Origin of the sequence: Frondihabitans sp. PAMC 28766 (assembly GCF_001577365.1) — a bacterium.
In the GTDB taxonomy this organism is placed as follows: domain Bacteria; phylum Actinomycetota; class Actinomycetes; order Actinomycetales; family Microbacteriaceae; genus Frondihabitans.
The window spans coordinates 1214822-1232174 of sequence record NZ_CP014513.1 but is presented as its reverse complement, the minus strand read 5'-3'; the positions used below and the strand labels follow the sequence as shown (position 1 = coordinate 1232174).

The following is a 17353-nucleotide window of genomic DNA, read 5'->3' as shown; positions in this document are numbered from 1 at the left end:
CCTCCTGCTGGATCGCTTGGCGTTTTTGTCTTACTTGTTGATCTTGGTGACGGTACCGGCGCCGACGGTGCGGCCACCCTCACGGATCGCGAAGCGCAGGCCCTCTTCCATGGCGATGGGCTGGATCAGCTCGACGGTGATCTCAGTCGTGTCGCCGGGCATGACCATCTCGGTGCCCTCGGGCAGCGTGATGACACCCGTGACGTCGGTGGTGCGGAAGTAGAACTGCGGACGGTAGTTCGCGTAGAACGGGTTGTGACGGCCACCCTCATCCTTGGACAGGATGTAGACGTTGGCATCGAAGTCGGTGTGCGGCGTGACCGAACCCGGCTTGACGATGACCTGGCCGCGCTCGACGTCCTCGCGCTTGGTGCCACGAAGGAGAAGGCCCGTGTTGTCGCCGGCCTGAGCCGAGTCGAGCAGCTTGCGGAACATCTCGATGCCGGTGACGGTGGTCTTGACGGTCGGGCGGATGCCGACGATCTCGACCTCTTCGTTGACGTTCAGCTGACCGCGCTCAACACGACCGGTGACGACGGTGCCACGACCGGTGATCGTGAAGACGTCCTCGATGGGCATGAGGAAGGGCTGGTCGGTCGCACGGATGGGCTCGGGGACGCTGACGTCGACGGCCTCCATGAGGTCGGCGACCGTGGCGGCCCACTTCTCGTCACCCTCGAGGGCCTTGAGAGCGGAGACCTGGATGACGGGAGCGTTGTCGCCGTCGAACTCCTGGCTCGAGAGGAGCTCGCGGACCTCGAGCTCGACGAGCTCCATGATCTCCTCGTCGTCGACCATGTCGGCCTTGTTGAGCGCCACGACGATGTAGGGCACGCCGACCTGGCGGGCGAGCAGCACGTGCTCACGCGTCTGGGGCATCGGGCCGTCGGTGGCGGCGACCACGAGGATCGCGCCGTCCATCTGAGCCGCACCGGTGATCATGTTCTTCACGTAGTCGGCGTGGCCGGGAGCATCGACGTGAGCGTAGTGACGCTTCTCGGTCTGGTACTCGACGTGGGAGATGTTGATCGTGATGCCACGAGCCTTCTCTTCCGGCGCGTTGTCGATCTGGTCGAACGCGGACGCCGTGTTGAGGTCGGGGTACTTGTCGTGCAGAACCTTGGTGATCGCCGCGGTGAGCGTCGTCTTGCCGTGGTCGACGTGACCGATGGTTCCGATGTTTACGTGCGGCTTAGTCCGCTCGAACTTGGCCTTCGCCACTGTGGGTCCTCCTCAGGACTCTGGTGCAGTGCCCGTGCCGGCCAGATTGTCTCTGGCCAGCCTGGCCCTGCGCATTGGTGTGTTGACATGCTACGCGATCGAGGCTCGACCCCGCATTTCGGGTGGTGCGCCCTGTGGAGGACGCCCGCCCGAGGTGGGCTACTCGCCCTTGTTCTTCGCGATGATCTCTTCGGCGATAGCCTTGGGGACCTCCGCGTACGACTCGAAGGTCATCGAGTAGACGGCGCGACCCGAGGTCTTCGACCGCAGGTCACCGACGTAACCGAACATCTCCGACAGCGGGACGCTGGCCTTGACGACCTTCACACCGCTGGCGTCATCCATCGACGCGATCATGCCACGACGAGAGTTGAGGTCGCCGATGACGTCGCCCATGTACTCCTCGGGCGTGCGCACCTCGACGGCCATGATCGGCTCGAGGAGGGTGGGCTGCGACTTGCGCGCCGCCTCCTTGTAGGCGATCGAGCCGGCGATCTTGAACGCCATCTCGGAGGAGTCGACGTCGTGCGCCGCACCGTCGAGCAGCAGGGCGCGAACGCCGACCGTCGGGTATCCGGCGAGGACGCCGACCTGCATGGCGTCCTGGATGCCGGCGTCGACGGAGCCGATGTACTCGCGCGGAACGCGACCACCGGTGACCTTGTTGACGAACTCGTACGTCGACTCCGCCGTGACCTCGAAGGGCTCCAGAGCGATCTGGACCTTCGCGAACTGGCCGGACCCACCCGTCTGCTTCTTGTGGGTGTAGTCGTAGCGCTCGATGCCCTTCTTGAGGGTCTCGCGATAGGCGACCTGGGGCTTGCCCACGTTCGCCTCGACGTTGAACTCGCGCTTCATGCGGTCGACCAGGATGTCGAGGTGCAACTCGCCCATGCCCTTGATGACCGTCTGGCCCGTCTCGACGTTGAGCTCGACGCGGAACGTCGGGTCCTCCTCGGCGAGCTTCTGGATGGCCAGCGAGAGCTTCTCCTGGTCCTGCTTCGTCTTCGGCTCGATGGCGACCTCGATGACGGGCTCGGGGAAGGTCATCGACTCGAGGACGATCTGGTCGGTCGGGTCGCACAGGGTGTCGCCCGTGGTCGTGAACTTGAGACCGATCACCGCGTAGATGTGACCGGCGGTCACGCCGTCGACGGGGTTCTCTTTGTTGGAGTGCATCTGGAAGATCTTGCCGATGCGCTCTTTCTTGTCTTTGGTCGAGTTGATGACCTGAGCGCCCGACTCGATGTGACCCGAGTAGACGCGCACGTAGGTCAGACGACCGAAGAAGGGGTGCACCGCGACCTTGAAGGCCAGAGCCGAGAACGGCTCGGTCGACTCGGGCTTGCGGATGATGATCTTCTCGGCGTCGCGGACGTCGTGACCCTCCATGGGAGGCACGTCGAGGGGCGACGGGAGGTAGTCGACGACCGCGTCGAGCATCGGCTGGACACCGCGGTTCTTGAACGCGGAGCCGCAGAAGATCGGGTAGAGCTCGGAGTTGACCGTCATCTTGCGGACGGCGCCCTTGATCTCGGCGACCGTGAGCTCTTCGCCCGAGAAGTACTTCTCGAGCAGAGCGTCGTCGGACTCGGCGACGGTCTCGAGAAGCTTGGCGCGGTACTCCTCGGCCTTGGCCTGCATGTCTTCGGGGATGGGCTCGATCTCGTACTTGGCGCCCATCTCGACGTCACCCTTCGCGTCGCCGCGCCACGTCAGCGCACGCATCTCGACCAGGTCGACAACCCCCTCGAAGGAGGACTCGGCGCCGATCGGCAGCTGCATGACGAGTGGCTTCGCGCCGAGGCGCTTGATGATGGTGTCGACGGTGAAGTAGAAGTCGGCGCCCAGCTTGTCCATCTTGTTGACGAAGCAGATGCGGGGCACGTCGTACTTGTCGGCCTGACGCCAGACGGTCTCGGACTGGGGCTCGACGCCCTCCTTGCCGTCGAACACCGCGACGGCGCCGTCGAGCACGCGAAGCGAGCGCTCGACCTCGACCGTGAAGTCGACGTGGCCGGGGGTGTCGATGATGTTGATCTGGTTCTTGTTCCAGAAGCACGTCGTCGCAGCGGACGTGATCGTGATGCCACGCTCCTGCTCTTGCGCCATCCAGTCCATGGTGGCAGCGCCGTCGTGGACTTCACCGATCTTGTGGGTGATCCCCGTGTAGAACAGGATGCGCTCGGTGGTGGTCGTCTTGCCGGCATCGATGTGCGCCATGATGCCGATGTTGCGGACCTTGTTCAGGTCGGTGAGCACGTCCTGTGCCACGGGTTCCTCCGATTGGGGGGTTAGAGAGTGTGGTTGCTGCGGGGGCGGGCGGGGCCTTGTGGGCACCGCTCGCCACCCGCAGAGCTGTTACCAGCGGTAGTGCGCGAAGGCCTTGTTCGACTCGGCCATCTTGTGCGTGTCTTCACGACGCTTCACAGCGGCGCCGAGACCGTTCGACGCGTCGAGGATCTCGTTCATGAGACGCTCGGTCATCGTCTTCTCGCGACGGGCCTTGGCGTAGCTGGTGAGCCAGCGGAGAGCCAGGGTGTTGGCGCGGTGAGGCTTGACCTCGACGGGGACCTGGTAGGTCGAGCCGCCGACGCGGCGCGAACGCACCTCGAGGGTGGGGCGCACGTTGTCGAGCGCCTTCTTGAGCGTGGCGACGGCGTCCTGGCCGTTCTTGGCGGAGACGCCGGCGAGAGCACCGTAGACGATGCGCTCGGCGAGCCCCTTCTTGCCGTCGAGCAGGATCTTGTTGACCAGCTGGCTGACGATGGGGGCGCCGTAGACGGGGTCTGCGACGACAGGGCGCTTGGGAGCGGGACCTTTACGAGGCATTACTTCTTCTCCATCTTCGCGCCGTAGCGGCTGCGAGCCTGCTTGCGGTTCTTGACGGCCTGGGTGTCGAGGGCGCCGCGAACGATCTTGTAGCGGACACCGGGGAGGTCTTTCACACGACCGCCGCGCACGAGCACCATCGAGTGCTCTTGCAGGTTGTGGCCTTCACCGGGAATGTACGCGGTGACCTCGGTGCCGTTCGAGAGCTTCACACGGGCGACCTTGCGGAGGGCCGAGTTCGGCTTCTTGGGGGTGGTGGTGTACACACGGGTGCACACGCCACGCTGCTGGGGGTTGGCCTTCAGGGCGGGAGCCTTGGTCTTGACGACCTTCGGCGTGCGACCCTTGCGGACCAGCTGCTGAATAGTTGGCACTGGTTCTCCTGGATTCGTACTTCTCGGTGCAGGCGTTTCGCTGCGGTGCAGCACTTCCTGCGGTTCTGGCCTACCCGGTCGGCAGGATTCCTCATCTCTGGAGCACGGCCGTCACACTTCGTATTGCTCGGAGTGTTGTGGTCGCGCATCTCCCCCGTAGCGACGCACTATGGATGCAGTGATGCATCATGGGCGCAATCGCGGGGCCCGCTCGACGTGACGAGAAGTTCGTCACCCCGAAGAGACGGCGTTTCTGCTTCGGTAACTCGGCAGAAATCTGGGCGCGCCGTAAAGCGCACACCCGAGCAAGAATAGCCGCGGCCGGGGCCTTAATCAAACGCGAGGGCGCAGAACCACGCGGCGGAGGTGCCGCTGTGGGCGAACTCGCTGTCTCCGAGGCTCACAGATCGTCGTGGCGCCCGTCGCGCTGCTGCCGCGCCGTCTCGACCCGGGCGAGCACGAGGAAGACCGTGACGACCACTCCGGCCCAGATCGAGGTGACCACGACGAACGGGCTGTGCGAGTAGCGCCCCGCGAAGAGCACCAGCCAGACCGCCTCGTTGCGCTCGAACGAGTAGATCAGGCTGCCGATCACGAGCATCAGCACGTAGCTCGCCAGCGCGGTGAGAAGAGCGAGCGGCAGGATCCGGCGGTGTCTGACGCCGTCGGCTCCTGAGCCTTCGCGCACGTCGCGGTCTTCGACCCCGAAGCGCCGCGCCAGCGCGAAGAAGACGGTCGCCATCGACCCCAGCACCATCGCCGGCCCGAGAAGAGTGCCGGCGTCCCGCTCGACGATCACGTCGTCGTCGGTGACGTAGAAGATGAGCCCCGCCGTCAGCACGACGAGCGCGAAGTGCGTCACCGTCGCCATGAAGACGAGGAGGCCGCGGGACATCGCTCCAGGCTACGCGGCGCTGGCTGCGCTAAACCCCCTCGGCCGGCAGCCGCGCAATGCCTAGGCATTGCGCGCTTGCCGACCTCGGGGGTTTAGAGGTGGTAGGTGCCACGGGCCGGTCGATCGGGACCTCCGACCGGTCCGTGGCGGCTTGGGGGCCGCCCGGGCTACTTGCCCGCGGCGGCGTCGGGCGACGACGTGCCGGTGGTGGCGCCGGCGGCGGTCGACGTCGCCGTCTGGGAGGTCTGCGTGCCGGTCGACGTGTCGGTCAGCGCGTAGATCAGGCCGGTGATGTTCCAGTCGAGCGTCGACGTGGCGGCCGTCGAGGTGCTGCTGGTCGATGCACCGGTGCCTGTCGTTGCCGCGGCACCGTAGCCGATCGTCGACGAGACGAAGAGGCGCTGCCCCTTACGAAGGCCCTGAATGAATGCGAGACCCTGCGTGTACGTGCCCGTGATGTCGACCGTGACGGGCAGATCGGAGAAGTTCGCTGCCGTGATGAGCGGGGAGGTCGCCAATGTGGGGGCGGTCGGGGTGGGAGCGGCCGTAGCAGTCGGGGTGGCCGAGGCCGAAGCAGACGCTGACGCTGATGCTGACGGCGAGGCCGTCGATGTGCCGGCTGCCGTCGCGGTCGATGTACTGACCGGCGGCACGTAAGCACTCGCATCCCCGATTGTCAGAGAGTTGAGCTGCACGCCGCTTGATTTCACAATGGAGTTGACCTCTGCGATGAACGCGGCCGATCCGGCGGCGCCAGGCACGGAGGCTTTGAGCACACCCAGCTGCTCCTGAAGCGAGTCGAGCTTGGAGAACTGGCTCTTCAGGGTGGTCAGGTTCGTCGCCAGCGTGGTGTTCTGAACCAGGGTGCTCGCCTGGTTTGCCTGCGCTGTCTGCGCAGCCTTCAGCTGAGGTGAGACACCGAGGAAGAACCCACCGGCGATCACGACGACTGCGGCCAGGGCCGCGCCGATCATGAGGAGACGATTGCGGTCCATGGTCAGTTGCCCTTCGTGTAGGTGTTGGTAAAGACCTTCTGGTTGATGTGAAGCGTGACACTGGCCGTGTAACCGCCCGACTCGGACGACGCGCTGCTTGCAGAAGCGTCGACGTAGCCCTTGAGCGTCGGAAGCGTATTCAGCCAGGTCGTGATCGCGGGAAGCGATGTCGCAGTGATCTCGAAGGAGAGTGTTGCGACGCGCTGGCCCTGAAGAGGAGACATGGGCTGAGCGAGGGCGAGGACGGGCGATGTGGAGCTGACCGAAAGGGAGGTCACCGACACGCCTGTCGGAACCGTCAGAGCCACTTTCTCGAGGTAACCCGCCCAGTCGACATCCGTCGAACCGCCGACCGACTGGGCCGCCTGGATGAGACCGACCTCGGATTGCGTCGTCTTGACCGCGGAGTACTTGCTCTGCTGAGTAGTCAGCGCGGTGGTCTCAGCCTGCGTGGACGCGAGCGAGGTCGTCGCGTTGTTCGCGTAGAGAGTGGAGGCGCCCGTGACGATGCCCATGAGAACAACGGCAGCTGCGACGCCGAGCCACGCGCGGCGGACAACGAGGCCGGCCTTCCGCTCGGCGCGCACCTCGAGCGGGAGGAGATCGACGCGCGGTTGGCCGCCGATGGCGATGAAGCCCCTCCTTTCCTTCGGTGCGGCCGCTGCCTTCACGGGCCTCGCGGCCTTCAGGGTAGGAGCAGGCAGAGCAGGAGACTCGATGCTTGGAGCCGCAGGGGCCTCGAGCACGGCGGTCGTGGTGGCAGCGGATGAAGCGTGCACAGACGTCGTTGGCACCACGGCCTCCCGCGTCGACGGTACCTGTACCAGGGGAGCCGCAATTGGCTGCTGGGCCGCCGCTGTGGTCAGGGGCTCAGGGGAGACGACGGCCGGGGCCAAGGCCACCTTGGCCGCGCGCGGCACTTTCGGAGCACGAGGTTCCTTGGGAGCACGGGACTGCTTCGCTGCGCGAGGTGTCCTCTCGGGCTTCGGGGCCTTCTCCGCTACGACCTTCGGTCCTTTCGCGGTTTTGACGGGGGCCTGCCCGGACTCGGCCGCGCGTTGCGCGCTCTTCGTCAGATAGAACTTCATGCTGCACTCCCGAGAGCCAGGCCGAGCGCGGTGGTCAGGGACAACACGTTCGGGCGGAGGGTCTGTTCGGACACCGATCGGCCGACGGTGATGCCGCTGAGGGGGTCGCCCATGACGACCTCCATGCGGGTGACCTCGGCGAGCGCCTCAGGCAGCCCGATCATCTGCGCTCCGCCTCCGGTGAGGACGATGTGGCTCACCGTCTCGCTGGGGCGGGTGTTGGCGTAGTAGCTGACGGTATTGCGAAGGCTGCCGAGCAGCTCGTTGACCGTCTCGAAGATGACCGACGAGGCGGTCTTGTCTTCTTTCGTGGTGGACGACGCGACGAGGCCGAGGGAGCGCTTCGCGCCCTCGGCGAGCTCGAGAGGGATCTCGAGGCGGGTTGCGAGGTCGGTCGTGACGTCGTCGCCGCCCGAGGGAATGATGCGGACGAACTGCGGCACGCCGTCGGACAGCAGGACGACCGAGGTGGTCGAAGCCCCGATGTCGATCAAAGCGACTGTGCCCTTACTGTTCGAGCGGTTGACGAGGAGCCGCGACACCGCGAACGGGATGAGATCGACGCCGACCGCGTTCAGGCCGGCCAGCTTCGAAGCGCGAACGTTGCCGAGCACGGCGTCTTTGACCGCGGCGATGAGGAGGCCGTTGATGACGGGGCCGTGCTCGCCGATGCTTTCGGAGACAGGGTAGAAGTCGAGGAGAGCATCCGCGACAGGCACGGGCAGCATGTCTTGGACCTGGAAGGGAAGGGACTCCTTGATCCTGGCTTTCGATGCCTTGGCGACGGTGAGGTCGCGGGCCAGCACGCGCTGGTTGCCCATGCCGAGCACGACCTCCTTGCTCTTGAAGCCGGCCTGTGACCAGAGGGTCTTCAGCGCGGCGGCGACGGCCTGCGGCTCGACGACCTCGCCGCGACTGACGCTGCCGGCGGGCAGCGGGACCTCGCCGAAGCGCACGAGGGTGGGCCGGGCCGAGGTCGGATTGGCGATCTCCACCGCGCGCAGCGAGGCTGCACCGATGTCGACGCCGACGATGGACTTACTCATGAGGGGGTTCTCCTGGGAGGGAAGGTGGGGCGGGTGCGCGGTTAGACCACGCCGAGGAGGGACAGGTAGCCGCCGAAGACGGCCGGGCCGGCGAAGACGCCGATCCACGCGCCCACGAGCATCCAGGGACCGAAGGGGATCCCGCCCTTCCTCCCCACGCGCCTGAGGGCGATCAGCACGATGGCGAAGACGCCACCGACGAGGAAAGCCGCGAAGGCTCCCACGAGAAGAGGGCCCCAGCCGAGAAACGCCAGATAGAGGCCGAGGACGCCGGCGAGTTTGACGTCGCCGAAGCCCATTCCCTTCGGGTACGCGAACGCGATGCCGAAGTAGAAGACGAAGAGCGCAGCGCCGCCGATGAGCGTGCGGACGAAGCCCGCGATGTCACCGGTGAGGAGCGAGGACGCGCCGAGAAGGGAAACCGCCACGGCATAGGACGGAACGACGATGCGGTTCGGCAGACGGTGGTGCTCGGTGTCGATGATGCCGAGCGCCACGCTGATCGCAGCGAGGTAGAGGAACGCCACCAGCTCGAGCAGACGCGACACGATGTGCACGGCGTCGTACGTGAGACCCGTGGTCGGCCAGAAGCGGATGGCGACGATCAGGAAGAACGCACCGGTGGCCGCCTCGACGATCGGATAGCGGCTCGAGATCGGCGTCTTGCAGTCACGGCACTTGCCGCGCAGCACGAACCAGCTGAGCACGGGCACGTTGTCGTAGGCGCGGATCTCCGACTTGCAGTTCGGGCAGGCGCTCGCGGGGTGCGACACGGACATGCCGTTCGGCACGCGGTAGACGACGACGTTGAGGAAGGAGCCGATCACGAGGCCGAAGACGGTGGCGAGAGTCGCGGAGAAGAGAAGGGGGGTCAAGGCGATCACAGGGGTGCTCCCGTCGGGCTGAAGGCCGTCTTGGTCTCGGTCATGGACGTGATGCCATAAGAGGTCGAGACAGGTGAAAGGAACTTCGGTGGGGCCTCGTTTGCGAGACGCGGGTCGTAGAGGTAGTTCTTCGTGTAGCCGGTTCCGACGCCGCCCGAGCCGTCGATGGCGGCGGTGGCGACTGCGCCTCGATACTTCTGCACGATCGAGCCGAGGACGGTGAGCTTCCCTTTGGGGTAGCCGGGCGAGGTGGGGTAGGAGGTGCTCGCCCCGTCTGCTGAATAGTTCTCGACCGTGAACGAGTGAGCGACCGACATGATCGCCGCATCGATCGTGCGCGAGCTCTTCGTCCGATCCATCAGCTGCAGCTGGTTCGTCGTGCATGTGTAGCGACCGTTGGCGTTCGCGGTGCCTGTCAGGGTGTTCGTGCAGTTGTAGGAGACTGCAACCGTCGTCGCAGGGTTGTAGACGAACACATTGTTCTGGCCGATGAGCCCGAGGAGATCGGTCGCCTTGTTCGTGGTGTCGTAAGTGATGTCGCCCGTGACGTACACGTAGTTGTTCGCGGCGATGGTGACCGCCCCGTTGACGACTCCCTGCACGAAGGCGTCCCCGTTCTTGCAGCTGTACGACGCTGTCGTCGGGGCGGTCTCGCCGACTGCCGGGTAGCCGACCCCATTGCCGACAGTGGAGCCGTCGGCGCCAGTGCACGTGTAATTCAGGGGCAGGTTGCTCTTGAAGAACGCTGTTCCTCCGGGCCCGGCGGTCGATGCCGCGCGTGGGTAGTTCGGGTCGCTCGTAGTAGTCGGCACGTTCTGCACGTAAACGAGGTTGTTCGGCACGACAGTGAAGGTCTGGCCGCCGGGGCTGCCGAGCGTCCCGCCCTTCGACGAGTAGCCCGGTGTTCCGCAGGCAGCCGGCTGCGTGCTGCCGACGAGAACGGCGGGATCACCAGCGATCTCCGTGTACTGGGTCCATGGCGAGTACACGGTCCAGGTGCCGTTGCTGTTGAAGGTGAAGGTGGTCGGGCCGGTATACAGGCAACCCGGACGAGGAACAGTCGAAGCCGTCAGATCGTTGCGTGTCTCCTGAATGAGCGAGCCGATGGTCGCCGGCATCTGGATGAGGGGCACGTAGGTCGGGTTGCCGAGGCCGTTGAAGTTCGGCAGCGTGCCCTTCGGGCAGCTCGTCGTGCCCGGCACCACGTAGCCGTTGGCGACCTTGGCGACCGGAGCCGACGTCGTCACCTTGCCGAGGAATGTCGAGCCGCAGATCGAGATCGTGTCGTTGCTATGAGCGGGGCCCGAGATCGTATCGCCGGACGCGAACGAGATGATGCTGCAGCTGCTCGAGATCGAAGTGTTCCACTGATATGCGTTTGAGGTCGACGAAGCCGGGCAATCGCTGTCGATCGACGGGTCGGTGTACTCGTCGTCGGTGAAGTAGAGGTAGTCGAGAAACCCGGACTGCTTGAGGTTGGCCACGACGGTACGGGTCGTGTTTCCGACCCTGCCCGTCGACTGCAGACGCAGGATGCCCTGGCTCGAGTACAGCGTGTTGTCGACCTGGTAGCGGTACGATCCGCTCGCTGGATTGTTGGGGTCGACGGGCTGCCAGGCACCTGAACCGAGATTAAAGGCCGTGTTACCGTCTGTTCCCCCCGGGAAAAGGCTCGCACCGCTGAAGGTGCTGCCCGTCGTGCCGTATTGGCTGTAGCCGTTGTCGTTGGCCAGCTTGGACTGGTAGTCCTCGACGCCCGCGTAGGCGGCCTGCGCCGCGGCGGACCAGTTGGCGTCAGTCTGGGACTGCGTGTCGCCGGAGACGGACGAAGCGACCAGGGCGCCGCTCATCAGGGTCAGGACCATGCCGAAGATGATCACGGTGGCCAAGGCCATACCGCGCTCGTCACCGGTACCGCTGACGACGCGGGCCAGTCGGCGGGCGATGCGTATGCGAAGGAGAGTGATCATGAGGATGGGCTCCTGGCGATCTGCAGATTGGGAAGACCGACCGTATTGGTCAGCAGCGTCGACTGAGCGCTGGAAGCACCGGTGCCGATCTGAAGGTTGACGGTCACCGCGGCGATGCTCTGAACGCTGGCGACAACACCGCTCGAGTTGAGGGCGATGCTCGCCCCCGTCGTATCGACGTAGGAGAAAAGTGCCGGGCCGCCCGCAGCCGGCAGCAGAACCGGCGAGGCGATCGTCCTCGTCGTCGTCGGGGCGGAGCCGAACGTGAAGAAGCCGTTGGAGACCACCGGCTGGTAGACCGACTCGACGAGGTTGCCCGATGCGTCTGGAGCGATCGTGACCATCTCGGTAGATGCGGTCGTGCCTGCAAGATTGATGCTGGTGTAGAGGGTGATCGAGTTAGCACCGGCCGAGACGAAAGCCGGTGTATTCGTGGTCTGGCCGTTCACTGGAAGGGTCGTGGCTCCCCGGATCATGCGCGCCACTTCGTTCATGCCAGACGAGGCGACCCGGTTCGAGGTATCGATCACATGGTCGTACTGGTTGGCCCGACTTGCGCTTGTGAAGAAGCCCACCATCATCACCAGGAGGATCGAGAAGATCGCCATCGCGACGAGCAGTTCGGTGAGGGACAAGCCGAGGTCTTGACGGTTCGGAGCCGAGATCTGTGCGACTCGAGTTCGAAGCCTCGCGATCATGGGGTCACCCCGCGAGGGTCGAACGTGATCGTGCCGTCGGAGTTGACATAGCCCGCAGTCTTGAGGTTGCTTGCAGTCAAGGTGACCGCGGTCGACTTCGTGCCGACCGTGATCTTCCATGTTCCGAAGGGAAGCGCGAGAGTCGGAGTACCGGCCGCAGTCGAAAACGTATAGGACATGCCCGCCGTGCACCCGGGGTCGCCGTTGGCCGTCGAGCTGACGGATGTCGCATAGATCGGGATCAGGCCGCCCGTGAGGACGCCGAGCGTGTTCGCAAGCGCCGGGAGGGTGACGACACCCATGGGGATCTTGACCGTCGGGTTGCCCGTGCCGGAGGCGGCCGCCGTCACGAAGCTCGAGCCGACGGCCTGCGTCTTCGTGTTCGGCGTCGTCCACTCGGTGGGATCGGGGTCGAGGCAGGTCTTGTCGGTGGTGGCACCGGGAACGACGGGCGAGTAGGCACCGGTCTCGTAATGGTAGCCACCCGTGAACGGGAACAGATTGACGGAACTCGTCGAGCTCGCCGTTGTGCTCGTGTAGGTGCCCGACGTGCTCGTGAAGGAGGTGGCCAGATTTGTCGGCAGGAGGGCCGAGCCGGAGTAGTTCGATGCGTATTGGAGCTGTAGCTGGGCCGACGTGTCGTACAAGAACGGTTCGGGAGACGAGGTGCCGGCCGTGACGACCGCGATCTTCGACGGGCTCGCGACCTGCGAGGAGTCGACGCCGTTCGTCATCGACAGCGTCACGTTGTAGTTGCCCGGGGTGACCTTCAGCGCGTAGCTGCAGCCGTTGGAATCGGTCACGGCGGGTGCGGTGGCGAGGGCGACGGCACCGTTGGGCGTGGAAGTCGGGGCGATGCTGACCGTGACGCCGGCGACACCGGCGCCTGAGGCACCTGTCACGAAGACGACGATGGACCCGAGCGTCGGGTCGTTGATGCGGCTGTTGGGAGCAAGGGTCGTCGTCGTCACGACAGGATTGGTCGTACCGGCGCCGGGGTAGGTGACGGTATCGCGGACGATCTTGTACTGCAGGGTTCCGGTGCCGGTTCCGCAGGCCGTTGTCGTCGTGTCGGACGACTGCCACTCGACGGAGCGGTTGATCGTGAATGTGGTGCCCTGGACAGTCGTCGTCCAGGTCTTGCTCACGACGGCGAACACGTCGGCCACGGCCCGTGCCTGGTCGAGATCCTGAGAAGCGAGGTTCAGCGCCACAGTGCGCGAGCGGGAATCCTGGCTGATCACGAGCGAGTTCGTGATGGCCGCAGCAACCGAGACGGCGATGATCGAGAAGACGACCATTGCAATGATGACTTCGACGAGGGTAAAGCCGGAATCCGACGATGTGGAGCGGTCGGAGCCGATGATCTGGCGAATGCGCTTCATTGTGGTCACCTCCCTCAGGTGCGTGCGGCGAGAAGAATGGGGTAATGCCGGATGCAGCGGTCTGAATCGTGGAGCAGGGCGGGCACCGTCTCCGGTGCCCGCCCCCGGGGCCTTGCTGTTACTTAGGAGGTGGGGGGGAGAGCCGAGGCCGTGGTGGTCGCGGTCGCAGACGTGCCACCGGCGACGCAGACGCCCTTGGCGACACCTGTCGAGTCGGTTGCGAAGAACGCGTTACCGGTCGACGAGAGCGCCTCGATGCAGTAAGTGCTGCCACTGGCGCTCGGGTAGTAGCCGATGCCGGTGGTGCTGGCGCCCCAGGTGCCGCCGGCGGCGGTGAGACCAGGCTGCGCCGTGAATGTGGACGGCGTTCCGCTCGTACCGGAGAAGGCGATAGCGGCGCCGCCATTGAACTTGCCGGTCGAGCTGTTGGTCTGGAGGCTGACGATGGCCGTCTTGAAGTTGGTCAGGTCGGACTGGACGTTGGAGTCCTTCGCGTTGTTCTGCACACCGAGGTAGACCGGGATGGCGATCGCAGCGAGGATGCCGATGATGATGACGACGACGAGGAGCTCGATCAGGGTGAAGCCCTTGTCGTCCTGCTCGACGATGTTCTTGCGGCGAGCGTTGAGCTTGCCCATGAGAGTGAAGTACATGACTTGTTCCGTTCGGGATGGTGGGGAATGGGAGGGTCTTGCTTTGCGTATGGAGGCAAGCTCTGCCTGCCAAGAGAGACGTTATTGGGCGAGCAAGGGAGTGCAGAATCCCTTACTCGGGGGGTTTTCGGCCGTTTCGTGGCCCCAGTAGGGGGACCTCCCCGTTCGGGTGAAACCCCCGATGAGGGGCATGTTTTTTAGATGCCTCGCGACCCCCGGACGGGGCACGCAAAAGCCCCGCCGCCCAGAAGGGCGACGGGGCAAATGACGACAGGTGCTGTCTGGATTGATCAGGAGCGGCGGTGAACGGCGTCCTTTCGACGCCGACGCCTCGCAAGAGCGGTGGCGATGTTGGTAATCATGGGGATGTTCCGCTTCGGGTGTGGCCACCGGCCCGGTGGGTGCCCTGGCAGCTCGCCGGCACGGGTCAGTGGATGAGCGAGGTGATTTTGAAGATCGGCAGGTAGAGCGCGACGATCATGCCGCCGATGACGACGCCGAGGAAGGCGATCATGAGCGGCTCGATGAGCGACGTGAGGGCCTCGGTGGTGGCCTGGACCTCGGCGTCGTAGAACTCGGCGATCTTGACGAGCATGATCTCGAGCGAGCCGGAGTCTTCACCGACCGCGATCATCTGCGTGACCATGGCGGGGAAGACTTCGGTCTCAGTGAGCGGGCCGGCGACGGATTCGCCCTGGCGGACCGACTCTGCGACTTTCTGGAGGGCCTGCTGAAGCACCCAGTTGCCTGAGACCTCGCCGACGATGCGCAGGGCCGTCAGGATGGGGACACCGGCTCCGATCATGTTCGAGAAGTTACGGCTGAATCGCGCGATCGCGATCTTCTGAATGAGCGGGCCGAACACTGGAAGCTTGAGCTTGAGCGGGTCGAGGAACGCCCTCACCTTCTCGTCGTGTTTGTGGCCCCGCCACCAGATCATGAACGCACCGATGCCCACGATGAGGATCGGAACGACGTAGACCATAGCGTGTGACGCGATCACCAGGATGCGCGTGGGCAGTGGCAGCTGACCGCCGAGCGACGCGAACATGGCGGCGAAGATCGGGACGATGAAGAGCAGCATGACCACCACAGCCACCAGCGACATGCACAACACAACCACCGGATAGGTCATAGCCGACTTGATGGTGCCCATCAGCTTGACCTCCTTCTCGAAGTTGGTCGCGAGGGAGTCGAGGGCGCCCTCCAAGAAGCCGCCGGTCTCGCCGGCGCGCACCATGTTGATCATGATGGGCGGGAGGTATTGGGTGTGCTTGCCGACCGCGTCCGAGAACGAGACTCCGGTCTCGACGTCCTCGCGGATCTCGGTGAGGATCTTGGCGAGCTTCGGGTTCTCGGTCTGCTCGGCGAGGATCGAGAGGGTGCGCAAGAGCGACAGGCCAGAGCCGATCATGGTCGACATCTGCCGGCTCATGATGGCGAGGTCTTTGAGCTTGACGCCCTTCGAGAAGCCGGGGATCGAGATCTCGCGCTGGAGGCCCGTGGTCGACGACTCGGAGATCGCGATCGGCGAGACGCCCATGGTGCGGAGGCGCGTGACGACGGCGCCCTCGCTGGAGGCCTCGACCTTGCCCTTGACGACCTTGCCGGCGGAGTCGCGCCCGCGGTAGGCGTAGGTGAGTGCGGTAGCCATCAGTGGTGTCCTCCTGAGAACGCGTCGCCGAAGTCGATGCCGCCGCCGGCGAGGCCGGTGTCGGCGCCCGTGTCGGTGCGGGTGACGAGGCGGTGGAAGCCCTCCTCGTCGTGCACCTTCTCCATGGCGGCCTTCAAGGTGACGGTGCCGGAGTTGACCAGGTCGGCGAGATCCTGGTCCATGGTGTGCATTCCGAGATCGCGGCCCGCCTGCATGGAGGAGGCGATCTGGTACGTCTTGCCCTCGCGAATGAGGTTGCCGACGGCCGGGGTCATCATCATGACCTCGGTCGCGACGACGCGGCCACGGCCGGTGGCGCGGGGCACGAGGGTCTGGCAGACGACGCCCTGCAGCGTCGAGGCGAGCTGCGTGCGCACCTGGTCCTGCTGGTGGGGCGGGAAGACGTCGATGACGCGGTCGATGGTCTGCGCGGCATCCTGCGTGTGCAGCGTCGCGAAGACGAGGTGGCCGGTCTCGGCTGCGGTGAGGGCCACCGAGATCGTCTCGAGGTCTCGCAGCTCGCCGATCAGGATCACGTCGGGGTCCTGCCGCAGCACGTGCTTGAGCGCGTTCGCGAAGCTGTGAGTGTCGCTGCCCACCTCGCGCTGGTTGACGATCGACATCTTGTGGTTGTGCATGAACTCGATGGGGTCTTCGACGGTGACGATGTGGTCGGCACGGGTCGAATTGGCCAGGTCGATCAGGGCCGCCAGGGTCGTGGACTTTCCGGATCCGGTGGGCCCGGTCACGAGGACGAGGCCGCGCGGCAGGCCGGCGAACTTTCCGAGGTCGGGGTCGATGCCGAGCTGGTCGAGCGTCTTGATCTCGGTGGGGATGAGACGGAAGACGGCACCCAGCACACCGCGCTGCTGGAAGAAATTGACGCGGAAGCGGGAATCGGCGGAGAGCGAATAGGCGAAGTCGAGCTCGAGGGCCTCGTCGAACTCGGCCTGGCGGTCGGGCGTGAGGAGGCTGGTGAGAGCAGTGCGGACCGTCTCGCGGTTCCACGGGGCGGGCGAGATCGCGGGGCGCAGCGAGCCGTCGACGCGGAGGGTCGGCGGGGCGTCGACCGTGACGTGGAGGTCGGAGCCGCCCTGCTCGACGACCTGGCAGAGGGCCTCGATCAGGCCCTTGTCGGCCGTCTTCGCGGCGTGGTCGGCGAGGACGGTCCGCGCGGCGGCACCGTTCGGGTCGAAGCCGGTCGCGGCCACGGGCAGCACCGCGGTGGGCGCGGCGGCCGGCGCACCGGACGGAGTCGGAAGCGCATCGAGGTCGAAGACCGGCACGGCCGAGGGGGTGGGCAGCGCGTCCAGGTCGAAGACGGGGGCCGCCGCGCTGACGACGGGGCGAGCGTCGGCGAGCGGGTGCACCTCGGCGACGGGGCGGCCGTCGAGCGAGGGGTTCGGGGCGGACCACGACTGAGGCGCGGGGAAGGACGACGGCGGCCAGGCCGGCAGCTCGTGCGAGTCGGTCTCGGGCGCCTGCTCGCGAGCCCAGCGGCGGCTGCCGACGGGCGCAGGCGACCAGCCACCGGCTGCGGGGGCGTCGGCAGCGTCGTCGAGCGAATACACGGGGCGGTTCCCCTCTGCCGGTGTCGGCAGGTCGTACAGCGGGTCACTCATCGGTGGTTTCCTTCTCGGTGGGTTCTCGGGTTCGGT

General features: G+C 65.6%; 15 protein-coding genes. All 15 read right to left on the bottom strand.

What is annotated here, in order from left to right:
* Positions 1–30 precede the first annotated feature (30 nt).
* Complete coding sequence (gene tuf / locus AX769_RS05995) at positions 31–1221, bottom strand: elongation factor Tu (RefSeq protein WP_066277062.1); 1191 nt, start codon at positions 1219–1221, stop codon at positions 31–33.
* 159 nt (positions 1222–1380) lie between these two features.
* Positions 1381–3495, bottom strand: a complete 2115-nt coding sequence (gene fusA / locus AX769_RS05990; protein ID WP_066277059.1) for an elongation factor G — start codon at positions 3493–3495, stop codon at positions 1381–1383.
* 87 nt (positions 3496–3582) lie between these two features.
* Entirely contained in the window at positions 3583–4053 is a 471-nt protein-coding gene (rpsG, locus tag AX769_RS05985; protein WP_055964944.1) for a 30S ribosomal protein S7, read from the bottom strand.
* The gene (gene rpsL / locus AX769_RS05980; protein WP_055964941.1) at positions 4053–4427 is read right to left on the bottom strand and encodes a 30S ribosomal protein S12; all 375 of its coding nucleotides are present in this window, start codon (positions 4425–4427) and stop codon (positions 4053–4055) included. Before rpsL ends, rpsG begins: the two co-directional genes overlap by 1 nt.
* A gap of 400 nt (positions 4428–4827) precedes the next feature.
* Positions 4828–5322 carry a DUF6121 family protein gene (locus AX769_RS05975; protein WP_066277057.1) on the bottom strand — a complete coding sequence of 165 codons (495 nt, stop codon included), beginning with the start codon at positions 5320–5322 and terminating at the stop codon, positions 4828–4830.
* Between the two features lie 167 nt (positions 5323–5489).
* A complete protein-coding gene (locus AX769_RS05970; RefSeq protein ID WP_066277055.1) occupies positions 5490–6317 on the bottom strand; it encodes a hypothetical protein in 828 nt (275 codons plus the stop codon).
* 2 nt (positions 6318–6319) lie between these two features.
* Positions 6320–7111 (bottom strand): hypothetical protein, encoded by a 792-nt coding sequence (locus AX769_RS05965; RefSeq protein WP_157887482.1) that lies wholly within the window; start codon positions 7109–7111, stop codon positions 6320–6322.
* A gap of 290 nt (positions 7112–7401) precedes the next feature.
* Positions 7402–8451, bottom strand: coding sequence for a type IV pilus assembly protein PilM (pilM, locus tag AX769_RS05960; protein ID WP_066277052.1), 1050 nt, complete (start codon positions 8449–8451; stop codon positions 7402–7404).
* Between the two features lie 41 nt (positions 8452–8492).
* Positions 8493–9335: an A24 family peptidase gene (locus AX769_RS05955; protein ID WP_369824066.1), complete on the bottom strand. Its 843-nt coding sequence runs from the start codon at positions 9333–9335 to the stop codon at positions 8493–8495.
* On the bottom strand, positions 9332–11305 hold the full coding sequence (locus tag AX769_RS25055; RefSeq protein ID WP_066277050.1) for a hypothetical protein: 1974 nt from the start codon (positions 11303–11305) through the stop codon (positions 9332–9334). Before AX769_RS25055 ends, AX769_RS05955 begins: the two co-directional genes overlap by 4 nt.
* Entirely contained in the window at positions 11302–12003 is a 702-nt protein-coding gene (locus AX769_RS05945; RefSeq protein ID WP_066277044.1) for a type II secretion system protein J, read from the bottom strand. Before AX769_RS05945 ends, AX769_RS25055 begins: the two co-directional genes overlap by 4 nt.
* Entirely contained in the window at positions 12000–13388 is a 1389-nt protein-coding gene (locus AX769_RS05940; RefSeq protein WP_066277041.1) for a prepilin-type N-terminal cleavage/methylation domain-containing protein, read from the bottom strand. The genes AX769_RS05945 and AX769_RS05940 overlap by 4 nt, the downstream gene beginning before the upstream one ends.
* 122 nt (positions 13389–13510) lie before the next feature.
* Positions 13511–14026: a type II secretion system protein gene (locus AX769_RS25940; RefSeq protein WP_369824092.1), complete on the bottom strand. Its 516-nt coding sequence runs from the start codon at positions 14024–14026 to the stop codon at positions 13511–13513.
* Between the two features lie 442 nt (positions 14027–14468).
* Entirely contained in the window at positions 14469–15695 is a 1227-nt protein-coding gene (locus AX769_RS05930) for a type II secretion system F family protein (protein ID WP_066277039.1), read from the bottom strand.
* Entirely contained in the window at positions 15695–17317 is a 1623-nt protein-coding gene (locus AX769_RS22925; RefSeq protein ID WP_082763522.1) for a PilT/PilU family type 4a pilus ATPase, read from the bottom strand. Before AX769_RS22925 ends, AX769_RS05930 begins: the two co-directional genes overlap by 1 nt.
* Between the last annotated feature and the right edge of the window lie 36 nt (positions 17318–17353).